A 17,762-nucleotide genomic window follows, 5' to 3' on the forward strand; every position below is an offset into this window, starting at 1 on the left:
GGCCCGGCCGATCACGCTACGCGGGGGTCGGCCACCGCGTGTTGCCGCGCCCCGCCGGGTCACGCCACCCGGGGCGCCGCCGGATGCCGCCGCAGGCCCACCCGGAAGAGCGAGCGGAGCGTCCACAGCAGCACCAGGCCGACCACCCCGGCGGCGATCGACAGGCCCAGCTTCCCGTTCAGCGGCAGCAGGATGCCGACCGCCCCGCCCGCCACCCAGGACAGCTGCATCAGGGTCTCCGAACGGGCGAAGGCGGAGGTCCGCACCGCCTCCGGGACGTCCCGCTGGATCAGCGCGTCCAGCGCCAGCTTGCCCAGCGAGGCCGCCATCCCGGAGACGCCCGCGACCAGGACCACCGTCACGACGCCGTACCAGAGCGCGGCCGCCGCCGTCACGCACGTCGCCAGCAGCAGCATCGAGGTGACCGTCGCCTCCGGGCCGCGGGTGCGCAGCCAGGAGCCGAACACCGAGCCGAGCGCGTTGCCCGTCCCCGCCGCCAGCGCCACCAGGCCGAGCGCCACCGTCGGCTGCAGACCGCCGATCGGCTCCTCCCGCAGCAGGAAGGCCAGGAACATCACCAGGAACCCGACCAGCCACTTCATCGCCGACATCGCCCGCAGCGCCAGGATCACCGACGGGCCGACGGTGCGCAGCGAGGCCTTGACCGGCGGCGGCTTGTGGTGGATCAGGTGCGAGCCCTCGCCGTGCACCTCGGCGTGCAGGACGGCGCGCTGCTCGCCCTTGGCCGAGTCCACCTTGTGCGGCAGGTGGAAGGCCATCAGGGTGCCGATCACGAACACCAGGAAGGCGCCGCGCAGCGGCCAGCCCGGGCCGATCAGGTGCAGCAGCCCGCCCACCGCGGCGGCCACGCCGGTGGCCAGCAACCCGGCCAGGGTGACCCGGGAGTTCGCCTTCACCAGGGAGAGCCGGCTCGGCAGCAGCCGGGGCACCACGACGCTGCGCACCACCCCGTACGCCTTGGACGCCACCAGCACGCCGAGCGCCGCCGGGTAGAGCGCGATGCCGCCGCCGGTGATCACCCCGGCCATCGTCCAGGCCAGTACCGCCCGCGCCAGCATCGACATCGCCATGGCCGCCCGGCGGCCGTGCGGCAGGCGGTCCAGCAGCGGGCCGATCACCGGCGCCAGGAGGGCGAACGGGGCCATCGTGATCAGCAGGTAGAGCGCCACCCGGCCGCGGGCCTCGCCGGTGGGCACCGAGAAGAAGATGGTGGAGGCCAGCGCGATGGTGATCAGCATGTCGCCGAAGGAGTTGAGCGCGTGCAGCTCGATCAGCTTGGCCAGGCCGGACTCGCCCGCGCCCTCGGCCGCGGTGGCCCGGCGGATCCGGCGGCCGGTGCCCTGCACCACCTTGCCGGTGCCGGCGCCGGCGGCGGAGGCGGTGCGGACCAGGAAGTGGCGGCGGGGCTCGGGGACCTCCTCCTCCTCCTCCTCCAGGTCCTCGTCCAGGGCGGCGAGCCGACGGGCGTGGGCGCCGTCCGGCCCGGGGGCGCCGTCGGCTGCGGCTGCCTCGCCGGCGGCGGCCGGGGGCGCGTCGGCCGGGGGTAGGTCGGCCGGGGGGACGTCGGTGGCCGGGGGCGCGTCGGCCGGGTCCGGGGGGTCCGTGGCCGTCTTGACCAGGCTCACGCGGGCGGCGGGCGCCCCGGCTCCGCCCGCCGGCTGCGGTTCGTCCGCGCCGGGGACCGGAGGCTGCTGTCGCGGCACAGCGTTCGCCTCGTCGGGGCTGCCGGGCTGCGAGGGGCGCAGTGCGTGCTGCGACGGGTTGTCATCCGCCACAAGCCCATCCTGCCCCAGAATCGCCGCGCCGACGCGGGATTGCGCTCCGCTCGGCGCGGTCGTTCCGGGCCCGTGGAACGTCCGCGTCCGCCCCGGACTGTGCCCGGGCGCCGGGCGGCGGGTAGCCTGCCCAAAGTCCGCCCGCCGGGACGCCGGGGCGCCGGCAGGCCGGTCGAGCGGCGCGGCCGGTACCCGAGGGGGCCTCCGGTCCCGCAGAATGGACGAGGGACTACCGAGCCGCGACGGGACAGGCAACACGCCGTGGGCGACAGAAGAACTGGGAGAGAATCGACGCCGTGAGTGCTGCGATGCGAAGCCGTACCCCCGACCGGCTCTGTGCCGAGGCCGTCGAACTCGCCCGTCAGGCAGCCGAGGAGGCCGTCGGGCCGGAGGCCGTCGGGCCGCACCTCGGTGTCCAGGCGGACGCCGACCGCGTCGTCACCCACACCTTCGAGTGCCTGGACGCCGCCTACCGCGGCTGGCACTGGGCGGTCACCGTCGCCCGCGCCCCGCGCGCCAAGAACGTCACCCTGGACGAGGTCGTGCTGCTGCCCGGCCCGGACGCCGTCCTCGCCCCCGAGTGGGTGCCGTGGAGCGAGCGCCTGCGTCCGGGCGACATGGGCCCCGGCGACCTGCTGCCGACCGGCGCCGACGACCTGCGGCTGGAGCCCGGCTGGAGCGGCGAGGACGAGCCCGCGCCGAACTCCGCGGTCGCCCTCGTGGACGACGAGGACCTGGTCGTCACCGACCCGCACGTCCAGCCCGCCCCGGCCCGCGCGCAGATCAACGCCGTCGCCGAGGAGCTCGGCATGGGCCGCAGCCGGGTGCTCTCCCGGCTCGGCCTGCACCTGGCCGCCGAGCGCTGGGAGAAGGCCCACGGCCCGCAGACCCCGATGGCGCAGGCCGCCCCCGCCTCCTGCGGGAGCTGCGGTTTCCTGATCCCGATCGGCGGCTCGCTCGGTCAGGCTTTCGGTGTGTGCGGCAACGAGTTCGGTCCGGCCGACGGTCAGATCGTCTCCTTCTCGTACGGCTGCGGCGGGCACTCCGAGGCGGCCGTCATCCCGGCCCCGCCGGCGCCGTCCGAGCTGATCCTGGACGAGCTGGTCGTCGAGCCCCTGCAGCTCCACCCGGACCGCACCTCCGGCTCCGTCGAGCCCGACGCCCCGGCCGAGGAGCTCGGCCACTCCTGATCGCCTCCGCACGGCCCGCCCCGGTGACGCTCCGGGGCGGGCCGTCGGTGTTCCCGGGCGAAGGGTGCCGGTCCCGCCCGGTTCCTCCCGGACCTTCCCCGTCACTCCCCGTCATTTCCGGTCGCTCCCGGCGCCGGCACCGCGCGCGGTCGCCGGTCGGCGACGCCGCCGGTGCGACGGTCGCCGCGGGGGTCGTGGTCGGGAGCAGTCGGTGGGGCAGGGAAGAATGCCCTACGACGTACAGGGCGGCGGAAGGTGGCAGGTCCCGTGGAACCTCGGATCATCGGCAGCGGCACGGACGAGCACCCCGCGGACTCCTTCGGGACCGCCGCGCTGCGGCACCGGGTGCTGGACGCCTGGGCCGCCTCGCCGGCCCGGTTCCGGGAGGACGCCAACGCCGAGGAGGAGCTCGCGCTCGGCGGCTACCGCGACCGCCTGGTGGTCGAGTTGGCGCAGAACGCGGCCGACGCGGCGGTCCGCGCCGGCCGCGGCCCCGGACGGCTGCGGCTGACCCTCGCCGACGGCGTGCTCGCCGCCGCCAACACCGGCGCCCCGCTGGACGCGGCCGCCGTCGAGTCGCTGTCCACCCTGCGCGCCTCCTCCAAGCGCGGCGAGCAGCCCGCCGTCGGCCGGTTCGGGGTCGGTTTCGCCGCCGTCCTCGCGGTCACCGACGAGCCCGCCGTGCTGAGCGCCACCGGCGGGGTGCGCTGGTCGCTCGGCGAGGCCAGGTCGCTCGCCGAGGCGCAGTCCGCGCTGACCGACGAACTGCGTCGCCGGGACGGCCACGTGCCCTTGCTGCGGCTGCCGTTCGCGGCCGAGGGCCCGGCCCCCGACGGCTACGACACCGTGGTCGTGCTGCCGATGCGGGACGCCTCAGCCGAGGACCTGACCCGCCGTCTGCTGGCCGGGATCGACGACGCGCTGCTGCTCACCCTGCCCGGCCTCGCCGAGGTCGTGGTGGAGACCCCGGACGGCACCCGGACGCTCACCCGGGCCGCCGCCGAGACCCGCCCGGACGGCGTCACCGAAGTCACCGTCACCGACGACGCGGGCGGGCGGCTGCGGCGGACGCTCTGGCAGACCGCCGGCGCCTCCGGCAGCCTGGACGCCGAACTGCTGGTCGACCGGCCCACCGAGGAGCGCGCCCGCCCGTACTGGACGGTGACCTGGGCCGTCCCGGTCGGCGCGGACGGCGCCCCGCAGCAGCCCGGCATCGCGTCCGTGCTGCACGCACCGACCCCCAGCGACGAGCCGATCGGCCTGCCCGCGCTGCTGATCGCCTCCTACCCGCTGGACTCCACCCGCCGGCACGTCGCGCCCGGCCCGCTGTCCGACTTCCTCACCGAGCGCGCCGCCGACAGCTACGCCGACCTGCTGCGCGCCCGCGGCGCCGACCTCGGCTCGCTCGGCCTCGTCCCCGGGCCGCTCGGCCAGGGCGCGCTGGACAACGCGCTGCGCGCCGCGGTGCTGTCCCGGCTGCCCGGCACGCCGTTCCTGCCGCACCCGGCACCGGTCGAGGTGGGCACGCCCGCGCTGCGGCCCCGGGACGCGACGCTGCTGGAGGGCGCGGACGGCTCGGTGGTCGAGGCACTCGCGCCGATCTTCCCCGGGCTGCTGCCCGCCGGCCTGGAGCGCCGCACCGAGCTGCGGGTGCTGAACGTGCGCCGGGTGCCGCTGGCCGAGGTGGTGGACCAGCTCGGCGGCCTCGACCGCGAGCCCGGCTGGTGGCGCAACCTGTACGCGGCGCTCGGCGGGGCGGACCCGGAGGCGCTCGGCGCGCTGCCCGTGCCGCTCGCGGACGGCCGGACGGTGACCGGGCCGCGGCGCGTCCTGCTGCCCTCCGGGGACGCCGACTGGGCGGCCTTCCCCGGCTACCCGGAGTCGCTGGCCGGCGCCCTGGCCGCGCTCGACCTGCGGCTGGCCCACCCCGAGGCCGCCCACCCGCTGCTGGCCAAGCTCGGCGCCGGCACCGCCACCCCGGCCGGGGTGCTGGACACCCCCGAGGTGCGGGCCGCCGTCGCCCGCTCCTACGAGCTGGCCGAGGACGACCTGGACGCGGCGCTGGAACTCGCCGACGCCGTCCTGGCCCTGGTGAAGGCCGCCGCCCCGGAGCCGGGCGCGCACCCCTGGCTGGCCCGGCTGGCACTGCTGGACGACGAGGGCGAGCCGGCCCGCGCAGGCGAACTGGTGCTGCCCGGCAGCCCGTTCGCCACGCTCGCGCGCGAGGAGGACGCCGGCTGGGTGGACGACGAGCTGCTGGAGCGCTGGGGGTCCGAGGTGCTCGCCGCGGTCGGTGTGCTGGCCGACTTCGTGCTGGTGCGCGCCGAGGACGTGGTGCTCGACCCGGACGACCTGGAACGGCTCGACCCCACCGTCCCCGCCGACCGGGCGGCCGGAGGCCACCCCACCGGCCTGCTGGACGAGGCACCGGACGGGTTCGCCGACTGGGCCGAGGACGCGCTGGAGGCCCTGCAGGCCGACGAGGCGGTCGGCGTCCCGCCGGTGGCCGCCGAGCTGCTCGCCGTGCGCGACCTCGACCTGGTGGACGACGACGCCTGGCCCGAGGCGCTCGCCGCGCTGGCCCGACCGCCGTACCGGGACGCCGTGGTCAACCCGGTCCGCACCCTGCTGCCGGACGGCACGTACGCCGACCTGCCGCCGTACACCGCGTGGTGGCTGCGCGACCACCCGGTGCTGGCGGGCCGCGAGCCCGCCGGGCTGCGCGCCGCCGGGGCCGACCCGCTGCTGCGCGGCCTCTACGACGAGGCGCGGACCACCCTGGACGACCAGTTCCTGCACGCGCTCGGGGTGCGCACCACGCTCGCCGCGCTGCTCGCCGAACCGCACGGACCGGACGAGGTCCTGGACCGGATGACCGACCCGGCGGTCGACCTCGGCCACCGCCAACTGCACGGCCTGCACACCGCGCTGGCCCGCGTGGAGCGCGAGCGGATCGAACCGCTGGACGTGGTGCGGGCGCTGCCGCCGCTGGACCCGGCCACCGGTCGCCGGCCGGCCCACACCGTGGTGGTGGACGCCACCGAGGCGGTCGTCGCCGACGCCCCCGACCTGGTCCAGCTGCTGCACCCGTACCCGCTGCTGCCGGTCGCCCCGGCGCTCGCGGCCGACCTCGCCGAGCGGCTGCACGTGTCGCTGGCCAGCGAGGTGGCCGGCGGCCGAGTGCTCTCCGAGGGCGTGCTGCACCGCGTCCCGGCCGTGGTGCGCGAACTGCTGCCCGGCTGCCCGGTCGCGTACGAGGAGCACGAGGAGCTGCTGGTCGTCGGACCGGACGGCGACGAGGCCGCGGTGGACTGGCGGTGGGACACCGGCGCGGACGCCCCGGAGCCGCCGTACGACCCGGAGCAGGCCGAGGCCGACGACGAGGACGACGAGTTCGAGGTCCCGCCGGTGGCCGGCCTGCTGCACGCGGCCACCCCGGAGGGCCTCGCGGCCGGGCTCGCCTGGTCGGTCGGGCAGTGGCACCGGCGCTTCGAGGTGCTGGCCGCGCTCAGCGAGCCCGACCGGGCGTACGAGCTGTCGGCGGCCCGGGACTTCGAGGGCTGAACTCAGCGGGCGCGGGCCCGGAGACGGCCGTAGACGGTGACGGCGACGGTCAGCCAGACCGCCCCCAGGGTCACCAGCGCGGCTCCCCGCAGCGCGGGCGTCGGTCTGATCGCCAGGCCGATGCCCGCCATCGCCAGTGCGGTCAGCCCGACCGCCAGCAGCCCGGCCAGGAAGGCGATGAACGCCTCCAGGTCCCCACCCTTGCGCGCCATTCGGCACCCCCTCCCGGGGCCCATCATCGGGCTTCGGTGCGGGGGCTGTCACTCATCCGGCGGCGCGTGTCACTCCGTACGGCTCAACCGGTGCGTCTCGACCGGTTGGCCTCGACCGGTGCGTCTCGACCGGCCGCGTCTCGCCGTGGGCGGCTCACCCCGGGTCGCTCACTCCATGCCGTGGCGCTTCAGGTAGCGCCAGGTGATCTCCAGGGCGATGCCGCAGACCAGGGCGATGGCGACGCCGATCAGCGGGTCGCGGACGCCGACCAGGGAGAGCTCGAAGAAGTCGGACAGCGCCGGGACCACCAGGACCAGGGCGAACGCCCCGCCCATGGTGGCGATCAGCAGCAGCCGCCACCAGGTGTACGGGCGGGCGACGATGGCGAGGACCCAGATGGCGATCAGGAAGAGCGTCAGGGTGGCCACGCTGGTGTCGGCCTTGAGGTCGGTCGCGTGGTCGGTGCGGGCCAGCGTGTAGGCGACGAAGGTGCCGGTCCCGGCGATGACGCCGGCGGGGACGGCGAGCCGCAGCACGCGTTTCACGAAGCCGGTGCGGGCCCGCTCGTTGTTGGGGGCGAGGGCCAGGAAGAACGCCGGGATGCCGATGGTCAGTGAGGACAGCACGGTGGAGTGCCGGGGCAGGAACGGGTACGGCGAGTGGGTGAAGATCACCAGCAGCGCCAGGAGCACCGAGTAGACCGTCTTCACCAGGAAGAGCGACGCGACCCGCTCGATGTTGCCGATCACCCGGCGGCCCTCGGCGACGACCGACGGCAGGGTCGCGAAGGAGTCGTTCAGCAGCACGATCTGGGCGACCGCCTTGGTCGCGTCGGATCCGGTGCCCATCGCCACGCCGATGTCGGCGTCCTTGAGCGCCAGCACGTCGTTGACGCCGTCGCCGGTCATCGCCACGGTGTGGCCGCGGGACTGCAGCGCCCCGACCAGCAGGCGCTTCTGCTGCGGGGTGACCCGGCCGAACACGCTGGTCCGGTCGGCGGTCTCGGCGAGCTCCTCGGGGTCGGTCGGCAGGGTGCGGGCGTCCAGCGGGCGGTCGGCGCCCGGCAGACCCAGGTGGCCGGCCACCGCGCCGACCGAGACCGCCGCGTCGCCCGAGATGACCTTGGCCCGGACCTGCTGGCCCTCGAAGTACCGCAGGGTCTCGGCGGCGTCGCCGCGCAGCCGCTGCTGCAGCACCACCAGCGCGAGCGGGATGAGGCCGGCCGCCGGGTCGGGGGAGTCCAGCGGGACGGGCGAGCGGCCGAGCAGCAGCACCCGCAGGCCCCGCGCGCCCAGCTCGTCCACCTCGGCCAGCGCCGGGTGCCCGGCGGGCAGCAGCACGTCGGGGGCGCCGAGCAGCCAGCTGGCCTCGCCGCCCTGCGGCTCCAGCAGTTGCACGCCGCTCCACTTGCGCGCCGAGGAGAACGGCATCGCCTCGATGACCCGCCAGCCCTTGCGGCCCGCGGCGGCGCCCGGCACGCCGCCCGGGGACGCGCCCGGTGAGCCGTCGCCGTCGTCGCCGCGGCCGTACGCGTCGATGACCGCCTGCATCGACGGGTTGGGGCGGGCGTCGGCGCCGGCCATCAGGGCGAGCGCGTGCTTGACGGTGGCCGGGTCGACGGTGGCGGGTTCCCCGTCGGAGAGCACCCGCAGGTCGATCACGTCCATGCCGCCCTCGGTGAGGGTGCCGGTCTTGTCGAGGCAGACGGTGTCGACCCGGGCCAGTCCCTCGATCGCCGGGAGCTCCTGGACCAGGCACTGCTTGCGGCCGAGCCGGATCACGCCGATCGCGAAGGCCACCGACGTCAGCAGCACCAGCCCCTCCGGGACCATCGGGACGATGCCGGCCACCATCCGCCGCACGGCCTCGCGCCAGTCCCGGCCCTCGACGGCCAGCTGGCTGATGATCAGGCCGATCGCGGTGGGGATCAGCAGGTAGGTGATGAACCGCAGGATGCTGTCGATGCCGCTGCGCAGCTCCGACCTCACCAGGGTGAACTTGCTGGCCTCCTCGGCGAGCTGCGCCGCGTAGGCCTGGCGGCCGACCTTGGTGGCGGTGAACGCGCCCGCGCCGGCCACCACGAAGCTGCCGGACATCACCTGGTCGCCGGGCTGCTTGAGGACGGGGTCGGGCTCGCCGGTGAGCAGCGACTCGTCGATCTCCAGGCCGTCCGCCTCGGTGACCTCGCCGTCCACGATCACCTTGTCGCCGATGCCGAGCAGCACGGTGTCGTCGAGGACGATCTCGGAGACGCCGATCTGCTGGGCGGCGCCGTCCCGGCGGACCTGCGGGCGGGCCTCGCCGATCAGGGCCAGGCTGTCCAGGGTCTTCTTGGCGCGCAGCTCCTGGATGATGCCGATCGCCGTGTTGGCGACGATGACCAGGCCGAACAGGCCGTCCTGGATCGGGCCGACCACCAGGATGATGCCGAACATCACGCCGATGATCGCGTTGAAGCGGGTGAAGACGTTGGCCCGGACGATCTCCCGGGTGGAGCGGCTGGAGCGGACCGGGACGTCGTTGACCTGTCCCTTCACGACCCGCTCGGCGACCTCGGCGACGGTCAGGCCGCCGCGCCGGCCGGGCAGCAGCCCGAGGGGGTGGGCCCCGTCCGGATGGTCTCCGCCGGGCGGCCGCTCTTCCGCTGGCTGGGCAGGCTGCGTCATGGCACCGACTCTACGGGCGCCTTATGTCCGATGCGTGCTACTAAAGGACCGTTCAGTCCGACCGGGTGGCCGGGTCCTGACCGTTGTCGTCCACCGTCCGCCCGTCCGCCCCGGTGGCGCGGCTGCGGGCGATCGCGTCCCGCCGGGCGCGGCAGTACCAGAGGCCGATCAGGCCGAGCAGGCCGCCGGAGAGGCAGATCCACGGCCAGGTGCCGTGACCGTGCTCGGAGAGCGTGCCCTGGAAGGGGAGCAGGGCGAGGAAGGCGACGAACCACACCACCGTGCCACCGCCGACGATGGCGACGTCGTTGGCCTCCAGCGGAGGGGGCGAGGGGTGCAGCGGCGTCTTGGGCATGGGGCCTAGCGTACGGTGCGGCGGGGCCCGGACGCCGCGTGGAGGCCGCCGGGCGGACCGGGTGCGGACCGGGCGCGGCCCCGGGTGGGCCCGGGTTGCGACCCCTGCGGGCTCTACGCGCGAAGATAGCGCGTGTGCGATCGGGAAACCATACTTAAAGGTCTGATCCCGGCCACCGTCGCCCCGGGTGTCACCCCCCTCTCCTCAGCTCCCCCACAGAGGACGCACGCATGCCTGTGGTCCAGCCGGCCACCGAGTCGCCCGAACCCGCCGACGCCGCTCCCGAGCCCCCCACCGGTGCGGTCGACCGCTACTTCCGGATCAGCGAGCGCGGCTCCACCCTGCCGCGCGAGATCCGCGGCGGTGTCGCCACGTTCTTCACCATGGCCTACATCCTGGTGCTCAACCCGATCATCCTGGCCAGCGCCACGGACGTGACCGGGGCCCACCTGGACAGCGCCCAGCTGGTCACCGCCACCGCCCTCACCGCGGGTCTCACCACCCTGCTGATGGGCGTGATCGGCAATGTCCCGATCGGCCTGGCCGCCGGCCTCGGCGTCAACACCATCGTGGCGCTCCAGCTCGCTCCGAAGATGACCTGGCCGGACGCCATGGGCATGGTCGTGCTGGCCGGTTTCGCGATCATGCTGCTGGTCGCCACCGGGCTGCGGGAGCGGGTCATGAACGCCGTCCCGCTCGGCCTGCGCAAGGCCATCGCGATCGGCATCGGCCTGTTCATCACCCTGGTCGGCCTGGTCGACTCCGGCTTCGTCAGCCGCATCCCGGACGCCGCGCACACCACCGTCCCGCTGCAGCTCGGCGGCAACGGGCACCTGCTCGGCTTCCCCGTCCTGGTCTTCGTCGTCGGCCTGCTGCTCACCCTGATCCTGGTGATCCGCAAGGTGCCCGGCGCGATCCTGATCAGCATCGCGGTCTCCACCGCGCTCGCCGTGGTGATCGACAAGGTGGCCGACGTCCCGGCGCTCAAGTGGGGCCTCACCGTTCCGACCTGGCCGGGCAACCCGGTCGCCGCACCGGACTTCGGGCTGGTCGGCAAGGTCAGCCTGTTCGGCGGTTTCGAGAAGGTCGGCGTGCTGACCGGCGTGCTGTTCGTCTTCACCGTGCTGATGTCGTGCTTCTTCGACGCGATGGGCACCATCCTCGGCGTGGCCGACGAGGCCCACCTGCTGGACGAGAAGGGCGACCTGCCGGGCATCAACCGGATCCTGATGGTCGACGGCATCGCCACCGCGGCCGGCGGCGCCACCTCCGCCTCGGCCAACACCTGCTTCGTCGAGTCCACCGCCGGCGTCGGCGAGGGCGCCCGCACGGGCTTCGCCTCGATCGTCACCGGCCTGCTCTTCGTGGTGGCGCTCTTCCTCACCCCGCTCGCCACCATGGTCCCCGCCCAGGCCGCCACCCCGGCCCTGGTCACGGTCGGCTTCCTGATCCTGGCCAACTCGATCAAGGAGATCGACTGGGCCGACTACACGATCGCGATCCCGGCCTTCCTGACCATCGTGATGATGCCGTTCACCTACAGCATCACCAACGGCATCGGCTTCGGCTTCATCGCCTTCTGCGTCCTGCGCCTGGCCGTCGGCCGCGGCCGCAGCGTGCCGGTCCCGCTGTACGCGGTGGCGGCGGTGTTCGCCTTCTACTACCTGATGCCGGCCTTCGGACTGCTCTGACGCCGTACGGTCCCCGACGCCGTACGCCGCGCGGGCCCCGCCACCCCCCGGGGGGGGGGGGGGCCCGCCGGCGGTGGGGGCTACAGGGCGTCCGGGCCGCGCTCGCCGGTGCGGACCCGCACGGCGGTGTCGACCGGGACGCTCCAGACCTTGCCGTCGCCGATCTTGCCGGTCCTGGCGGCCTTCACCAGGACCTCGATCAGGTCGTCGGCGTCCTCGTCCTCGGCCAGGACCTCGATCCTGACCTTCGGCACCAGGTCCACGGTGTACTCGGCGCCCCGGTACACCTCGGTGTGGCCGCGCTGGCGGCCGTAACCGCTGGCCTCGGTGACGGTCAGGCCGTGGACCCCGAAGGCCTGCAGGGCGGCCTTCACCTCGTCCAGGCGGTACGGCTTGATCACGGCGGTGATGAGCTTCATCAGGCGTCGACCTCGGTCTTCTCGGCAGCCTCGTCGGCGGCCTTCTCGGTGGGCTTCTCGGCGGCCTTCGCCGCAGGCTTCGCGACGGACGGACCGCCCGGCGCGACGGCCGCGGCCAGACCCGGCAGGGCCCGGGCCAGGCCCGCCCCGACAGCGCTGAAATCGTAGGCGGACTCGGCGTGTTCGGCCTGGTCGATGCCGGCCACCTCGACCTCCTCGGCGACCCGGAAGCCGACCAGCCTGTCGACCGCCTTGGCGAGCAGCCAGGAGAGGACGAAGGAGTACGCGGCGACCACGGCCACGCCCATCGCCTGCTTGCCGAGCTGCCCGATCCCGCCGCCGTAGAACAGGCCCTTGGCGGTCTGGCCGACCCCTCCGGTGGCGAACAGGCCGACCAGCAGCGAGCCGATCGCCCCGCCCACCGCGTGCACGCCCACCACGTCGAGCGAGTCGTCGAAGCCCCAGCGGTACTTGAGCGAGACGGCGGCGGCGCAGACCGCGCCCGCGACCAGGCCGATCGCCACCGCGCCGAGCGGGCTGACCGAGCCGCAGGCCGGGGTGATCGCGACCAGTCCGGCCACCGCGCCGGAGGCGGCGCCCAGCGTGGTGAACGCGCCGTGCTTGAGCTTCTCGTAGACCAGCCAGCCGACCAGCGCGGCGCCGGTGGCGACCTGGGTGTTGACCATCGCCATCGCGGCGACCCCGTTGGCGGCCAGCGCCGAGCCCGCGTTGAAGCCGAACCAGCCGAACCACAGCAGCCCGGAGCCGAGCATCACCAGCGGCAGGCTGTGCGGGCGCATCGGGTCCTTCTTGAAGCCGACCCGCTTGCCCAGCACCAGGCAGAGCGCGAGGCCGGCGACGCCGGCGTTGATGTGCACGGCCGTTCCGCCGGCGAAGTCGATCACGCCGTTTCTGTCGCCCAGCCAGCCGCCGTGGCCGCCGTCGAAGAAGAAGACCCAGTGCGCGACCGGGAAGTAGACGATCGTCACCCAGAGCGCGATGAACAGGCCCCAGGCGGCGAACTTGGCCCGGTCCGCGACGGCGCCGCTGATCAGCGCCGGGGTGATGATCGCGAACATCAGCTGGAAGACCGCGAAGGCGGTGACCGGGATGGTCCCGGTGAGTTCGTTCAGCCCGATGCCGCGCATCCCGAGGAAGTCCAGGTTGCCGATCAGACCGGCGAAGGCGTCCGGCCCGAAGCTGAGCGAGTACCCGTAGAGGACCCAGAGCACGGTGACGATGCCGAGCGAGAGGAAGCTCATCGCCAGCATGTTCAGTGTGCTCTTCGCCCTGACCATGCCCCCGTAGAAGAAGGCCAGCCCCGGGGTCATGAGCATGACCAGGGCCGCACTGATGAGCACGAAGGCGGTGTCGCCCGCGCTGAAGCCGTCCGGCATCGGCGTCTCCTCTGCGTCCAAGCCGATCCGCACCCGGGTACCTGTCCCGTGCCACCCGGGGTGTCGGCGATGAAGAGGAGAGTGCCGAAGGCTGGTTTCGGCCAGTGCGGCCGGTTGTTTCGCCACCGTGACGCGTGCGACGTGCGGGTTACGACTGCGTGAACCGCAGCCCTGCGGCCACCCGGACGGGCTACCGTGCGCCGGCGCGGCCGGCCCCCGGCGCGCCCTCGGCGGGCCCGCACCACCGACCGTGACGGTCGCGGCGACGTGCCACCGACCGTGACGGCGGCGGCCGCCACGGTCGGTGGAGTCCGGGGCCGAGCCCGTGCTCAGACCACCGAGACGTACTCCGGGATGTCCTGGACGACCCGCTCCTTGAGCCGGCTCACCGCGTCCACGCCCTTGAACCGGGCCGCCGCGGCCTCCGTGGTCTTGCGCACCCGGGAGTTCAGCCGCTCCGAGCGCACCTTGGTCGCGATGTCCACCGCCTGCTCGGCCATCACCGCCGCCTGCTCCGCCTCCTTCTGCAGCAGGTGCACGCTGGCCATGCCGATCAGGTTGAAGGCGTACGAGCGCACGTGGTCGCCGTCCTGGCGGAACAGGTCCACCGCGCGCTCCATGACCGGCGCCGACAGCGAGGCGTACAGCTGGGCGTTGTCGGAGTGGTAGGCGAGGTCGCGGAAGGAGTGCGCGTTCTCGGCGTTCAGCTCCGCGGGCGAGAAGAACTTCAGCCAGTCCGGCTCGTCGTCCCCCTCGCGGATGTCGGTGAAGGTGTCCTCGGAGAGCCGGATCGCCCGCGCGCAGCGGTTGATCTCCCCGATGGTGGCGTAGGCGCGCGCCTCCATCGCGTACAGCAGGGACTGCTGGCGCGGGGTGGCGGTGTCCCGGCTGCCGTACTGCGCCAGGTGGATCAGCTCCAGGGCGTCCTCGCCCCGGTTGAGGTGGATCATCTGGCGGCTCATGTCGGTGAGGATCAGCGCGCCGAACGGGCGGTCACCGGCCTCCTTGGCGGCGTGCAGGGCCAGCACGTAGTACTTCTGCGCGCTCGGGTGCATCCCGACGTCGTACGACATCCACCCGGCCAGGTGGGCGAGTTCGGCGGTGAGCCGGAACAGCCGCCGGGTGGTGTCCTCGGTGTACGTCTCCTGGAGGAGGTCGGTGACCTCGTGCAGTTGGCCGACGACGGCCTTGCGGTGCAGCCCGCCGCCGTTCTGCGCGTCCCACTGGCGGAACATGACCGTGGTCTGCTCCAGCAGTTCCAGCTCGGGCTCGGAGAGCCGGCCGGTGAACGCCTCGCCGCCGTTGGCCGCGGTGAGGATCGGGGTGGGGATGCCGGTCGGGCCGGGGGTCAGCCAGCGCTGCATCGGCTCGATCAGCGCGGCGCCGGCGGTCAGCGCCAGCGAGGTGCCGAGGAAGCCCCGGCGGTTGAGCATCAGGTCGCTGCGGGAGTAGTCACTGATCAGCTGGACGGTCTGCGGGCCGCTCCAGGGCAGGTCGACGCCGCCGCCCACGGTGGAGACCGGGATCGCGGCGCGCAGGCCGAGGTCCTCGATCGAGACCACCGAGCCGAAGCGCTCGGAGAAGAGCTCCGACATGATCTTGGGGATCGGCTCGCGGGGCTGCTCGCCGTCGAGCCAGCGGCGCACCCGGGAGGTGTCGGTGGACACGTGGTGGGCGCCGATCTGCCGGGCCCGCCGGTTGACCTGGCGGGCCAGCTCTCCCTTGGACCAGCCGCTGCGGGCGAACCACGTGGTCAGCTTCTCGTTGGGTTGCTTCTCTGCCATGGGTAACGCCCCATCCCGCCCGGCCCCTCGCGGGGCCCCCGATCGTGACCGCCCGACGGTTGCGGGCTCTTACCAGACGTGCTGTGCCTGAGGTGGTGCCGCGCCGCGCCCTCGCACTGGTGTGCCATCGTCGCGGACGATCCGTCAGATTCCCAACTCCCGTTCTCCGGCGGCCCGGAGCGGGCGCTGGCGGACATCCGCCTGCTGAACGTAATGCCCCACGAGGTGCCCGCGGGAGCGGCCCTGGCGAAACGCCACCTTTCGCCACCCCCAGGAGTGAACCGAAGTCAGGGGGCACACGCTTCACTGGGTAGTCCCGACGGTCCGGCATATGCGGGCCGCCAAGTCGCCCGGACCACCCCGGAAGACCCGGCAGCACTCGCAATCCACCGCAGCCACAGGCGAGTTCACCACCCACTCCGGGCGGCAACAGTCTCGCGCACATGACGATCCGGCATCCGCGCCGCCCCCACAAGGCGGCGCCCGAAGCGCACCACCGGAACAGGCGCACGCCACGCGCTGCGCGCCGCCACCGCACTACGCACCACGCAGCTGACAATCGACACACAGTCACCGTCCCGTAACCATCGGCAACGAGAACCTGTTGGGGGAGGCATGGACAACCTGTTCGGCGAACTTCGACTGGGGCACCTGCGGCTGGCACCGCTGGGCGCGCGCCGCCGCACCAAGGTCACCGCGTCCCAGGCCGCCGCGGAGTACACCGGCCGCTGGGGCTGGGCGGTCGCCACCGGCGAACCGGCCGACTCCGCCACCACCCCGACCCGCTGTCCCTGCGGCGCCGCCCGCTGCGGCGCACCCGGCCTGCACCCGGTGCCGGGCAGCGGGGCCCGGGCCCGCGCCGGCCGCACCGAGGGCTCGGTGCTGTTCGCCACCGGCCGCGCGTTCGACGTCCTGGACGTCCCCGAGCAGGCCGGTCTGCAGGCGCTGGTCCGCCTGGAGCGGATGGGCACCCAGGTCGGCCCGGTGCTCACCGCCCCCACCGGCCGCCTGCAGTTCCTGGTCGCCGCCGGCACCGCCCGCCGGCTCCCCGACCTGCTGTACCGGATGGGTTGGGACGACGCCGCGCTCGACCTCACCTGCCACGGCGAGGGCGGCTACGTCGCCGCGCCGCCCACCGTCCTCGGCGGCCTCGGCCCGGTCCGCTGGCTGCGCCGCCCCACCCGCGACAACGCCGGTTGCCCGCCCGAGGCCCGGCTGCTGCTCGGCACCCTCGCCTACGCCTGCCACCGCGGCCGCGAGCGCACCGCCGAACCGGCCTGGATCGCCTCCTGACCCGCCCGTTCGCCCCCGGGCAGCCCTGATCCGACGCCGAAGGGCCCGCCCCGAGCGGAGCGGACCCTTCGTACGGCCGGACCCGACGGGCCCGGAGCGGCCCCGGGGGGCCGCCGGGGAACCTCAGTCCCCGATCAGCGCGTCCACGAACGCGCCCGGCTCGAACGGCGCCAGGTCGTCGGCGCCCTCGCCCAGACCGATCAGCTTGACCGGCACGCCCAGCTCGCGCTGGACCGCGACCACGATGCCGCCCTTGGCCGTGCCGTCCAGCTTGGTCAGCACGATGCCGGTGATGTCGACCACCTCGGCGAACACCCGGGCCTGGATCAGGCCGTTCTGGCCGGTGGTGGCGTCCAGCACCAGCAGCACCTCGTCCACCGGGCCGTGCTTCTCGACGACCCGCTTGACCTTGCCCAGCTCGTCCATCAGGCCGGTCTTGGTGTGCAGTCGGCCCGCGGTGTCGATCAGCACGGTGTCCACGCCCTCGGCGATGCCCTCCTTGACCGCGTCGAATGCGATCGAGGCCGGGTCCCCGCCCTCCGGGCCGCGCACGGTGCGCGCACCGACCCGCTCGCCCCAGGTCTGCAGCTGGTCGGCGGCGGCGGCGCGGAAGGTGTCGGCGGCGCCGAGCACCACGCTGCGGCCGTCGGCGACCAGGACACGGGCCAGCTTGCCGGTGGTGGTGGTCTTGCCGACGCCGTTGACGCCGACGACCAGGACCACGGCCGGGCCCTCCTCGTGCTTGGTGGAGCGCACGGTGCGGTCGGAGTCCTTGCCGATCAGCTCGACCAGTTCCTCGCGCAGCAGGGCGCGCAGCTCCTCGGGCGTACGGGTGCCGAGCACCTTCACCCGGGTGCGCAGCCGCTCGACGAGCTCCTGGGTGGGGGCCACGCCGACGTCGGCGGTGAGCAGGGTGTCCTCGATCTCCTCCCAGGTGTCCTCGTCCAGGTGCTCCCGGGAGAGCAGCGAGAGCAGGCCCTTGCCGAGCGAGTTCTGCGAGCGGGAGAGCCGCGAGCGCAGCCGGACCAGCCGGCCGGCGGTGGGCTCGGGGACCTCGACGGCGGGAACCGCCTCGGCCTCGGCGGGCTCGACCTCGACGACCTCGACGACCTCGGGGGCCTCGGGGGCCTCCGGGGCCTCGGGCTCCGCCGGGAGTTCCACCTCCTCGACGGTGCGGCGGGGCTCCTCGGTCGGCGGCGCGGACTCCTCGCCGACCTGGGGCTCCTGCGGAGTGGGCTTCGGCGCCGTGATGACCGGCGCCTGCGACTTCGGGGGCAGCTGCTGGCGTCGTCTGCCGGAAACGACGAGGCCCGCGATCGCGCCGACGGCGATCACGGCGATGACTACGGCAAGGATCACGTATTCCATAACCGCTCCAGTATCCGCGACCGGAG

Annotated in this window: 12 protein-coding genes; 4 read left to right on the top strand and 8 right to left on the bottom strand. The window is 74.2% G+C overall.

The features are described 5' to 3' along the window. Nucleotides 1-59 precede the first annotated feature (59 nt). Nucleotides 60-1,412 (bottom strand): MFS transporter, encoded by a 1,353-nt coding sequence (locus ACFV04_RS08425; RefSeq protein WP_380347330.1) that lies wholly within the window; start codon nt 1,410-1,412, stop codon nt 60-62. A 692-nt stretch (nt 1,413-2,104) separates the two neighbouring features. Between ACFV04_RS08425 and ACFV04_RS08430 the strand changes: the two genes are divergently transcribed. Then, nucleotides 2,105-2,986, top strand: a complete 882-nt coding sequence (locus tag ACFV04_RS08430) for a DUF3027 domain-containing protein (RefSeq protein ID WP_380347329.1) — start codon at nt 2,105-2,107, stop codon at nt 2,984-2,986. A gap of 267 nt (nt 2,987-3,253) precedes the next feature. Then, a complete protein-coding gene (locus ACFV04_RS08435; protein ID WP_380347282.1) occupies nt 3,254-6,550 on the top strand; it encodes a sacsin N-terminal ATP-binding-like domain-containing protein in 3,297 nt (1,098 codons plus the stop codon). Nucleotides 6,551-6,552: 2 nt separating this feature from the next. Here ACFV04_RS08435 and ACFV04_RS08440 read toward each other — a convergent pair whose 3' ends face one another. From ACFV04_RS08440 to ACFV04_RS08450, 3 genes are all read right to left on the bottom strand, one after another. Then, nucleotides 6,553-6,762, bottom strand: a complete 210-nt coding sequence (locus tag ACFV04_RS08440) for a hypothetical protein (protein WP_360257176.1) — start codon at nt 6,760-6,762, stop codon at nt 6,553-6,555. A 168-nt stretch (nt 6,763-6,930) separates the two neighbouring features. After that, complete coding sequence (locus ACFV04_RS08445) at nt 6,931-9,429, bottom strand: HAD-IC family P-type ATPase (protein WP_380527693.1); 2,499 nt, start codon at nt 9,427-9,429, stop codon at nt 6,931-6,933. Between the two features lie 52 nt (nt 9,430-9,481). Next, on the bottom strand, nt 9,482-9,784 hold the full coding sequence (locus tag ACFV04_RS08450) for a DUF2530 domain-containing protein (protein ID WP_380347280.1): 303 nt from the start codon (nt 9,782-9,784) through the stop codon (nt 9,482-9,484). A 230-nt stretch (nt 9,785-10,014) separates the two neighbouring features. Between ACFV04_RS08450 and ACFV04_RS08455 the strand changes: the two genes are divergently transcribed. After that, nucleotides 10,015-11,475 carry an NCS2 family permease gene (locus ACFV04_RS08455; RefSeq protein ID WP_380347279.1) on the top strand — a complete coding sequence of 487 codons (1,461 nt, stop codon included), beginning with the start codon at nt 10,015-10,017 and terminating at the stop codon, nt 11,473-11,475. Nucleotides 11,476-11,555: 80 nt separating this feature from the next. Here the strand turns inward: ACFV04_RS08455 and ACFV04_RS08460 are convergent, their stop codons facing one another. The 3 genes from ACFV04_RS08460 to ACFV04_RS08470 all read right to left on the bottom strand — a co-directional run bounded on the left by ACFV04_RS08460 (nt 11,556) and on the right by ACFV04_RS08470 (nt 15,075). Further along, nucleotides 11,556-11,894 (bottom strand): P-II family nitrogen regulator, encoded by a 339-nt coding sequence (locus tag ACFV04_RS08460; RefSeq protein WP_360262055.1) that lies wholly within the window; start codon nt 11,892-11,894, stop codon nt 11,556-11,558. After that, a complete protein-coding gene (locus ACFV04_RS08465; protein ID WP_360262054.1) occupies nt 11,894-13,291 on the bottom strand; it encodes an ammonium transporter in 1,398 nt (465 codons plus the stop codon). The genes ACFV04_RS08460 and ACFV04_RS08465 overlap by 1 nt, the downstream gene beginning before the upstream one ends. 329 nt (nt 13,292-13,620) lie before the next feature. Further along, on the bottom strand, nt 13,621-15,075 hold the full coding sequence (locus ACFV04_RS08470) for a hypothetical protein (RefSeq protein WP_380527697.1): 1,455 nt from the start codon (nt 15,073-15,075) through the stop codon (nt 13,621-13,623). A 615-nt stretch (nt 15,076-15,690) separates the two neighbouring features. Here ACFV04_RS08470 and ACFV04_RS08475 point away from each other — a divergent pair. Continuing rightward, nucleotides 15,691-16,368, top strand: a complete 678-nt coding sequence (locus tag ACFV04_RS08475) for a bifunctional DNA primase/polymerase (protein ID WP_380527698.1) — start codon at nt 15,691-15,693, stop codon at nt 16,366-16,368. A gap of 123 nt (nt 16,369-16,491) precedes the next feature. On the opposite strand, the gene ftsY is transcribed toward ACFV04_RS08475, so the two are convergent. Continuing rightward, the gene (gene ftsY / locus ACFV04_RS08480; protein ID WP_380527701.1) at nt 16,492-17,736 is read right to left on the bottom strand and encodes a signal recognition particle-docking protein FtsY; all 1,245 of its coding nucleotides are present in this window, start codon (nt 17,734-17,736) and stop codon (nt 16,492-16,494) included. Nucleotides 17,737-17,762 lie beyond the last annotated feature (26 nt).

Origin of the sequence: Kitasatospora sp. NPDC059599, from assembly GCF_042735125.1 — a bacterium.
Lineage (GTDB): Bacteria > Actinomycetota > Actinomycetes > Streptomycetales > Streptomycetaceae > Kitasatospora.

Coding starts and splice junctions, on each gene's coding strand:
- ACFV04_RS08430 (WP_380347329.1), top strand. CDS start 2,105: ATGCGAAGCCGTACCCCCGACCGGCTCTGTGCCGAGGCCGTCGAACTC.
- ACFV04_RS08440 (WP_360257176.1), bottom strand. CDS start 6,762: ATGGCGCGCAAGGGTGGGGACCTGGAGGCGTTCATCGCCTTCCTGGCC.
- ACFV04_RS08445 (WP_380527693.1), bottom strand. CDS start 9,429: ATGACGCAGCCTGCCCAGCCAGCGGAAGAGCGGCCGCCCGGCGGAGAC.
- ACFV04_RS08450 (WP_380347280.1), bottom strand. CDS start 9,784: ATGCCCAAGACGCCGCTGCACCCCTCGCCCCCTCCGCTGGAGGCCAAC.
- ACFV04_RS08455 (WP_380347279.1), top strand. CDS start 10,015: ATGCCTGTGGTCCAGCCGGCCACCGAGTCGCCCGAACCCGCCGACGCC.
- ACFV04_RS08460 (WP_360262055.1), bottom strand. CDS start 11,894: ATGAAGCTCATCACCGCCGTGATCAAGCCGTACCGCCTGGACGAGGTG.
- ACFV04_RS08465 (WP_360262054.1), bottom strand. CDS start 13,291: ATGCCGGACGGCTTCAGCGCGGGCGACACCGCCTTCGTGCTCATCAGT.
- ACFV04_RS08470 (WP_380527697.1), bottom strand. CDS start 15,075: ATGGCAGAGAAGCAACCCAACGAGAAGCTGACCACGTGGTTCGCCCGC.
- ACFV04_RS08475 (WP_380527698.1), top strand. CDS start 15,691: ATGGACAACCTGTTCGGCGAACTTCGACTGGGGCACCTGCGGCTGGCA.
- ftsY (WP_380527701.1), bottom strand. CDS start 17,736: ATGGAATACGTGATCCTTGCCGTAGTCATCGCCGTGATCGCCGTCGGC.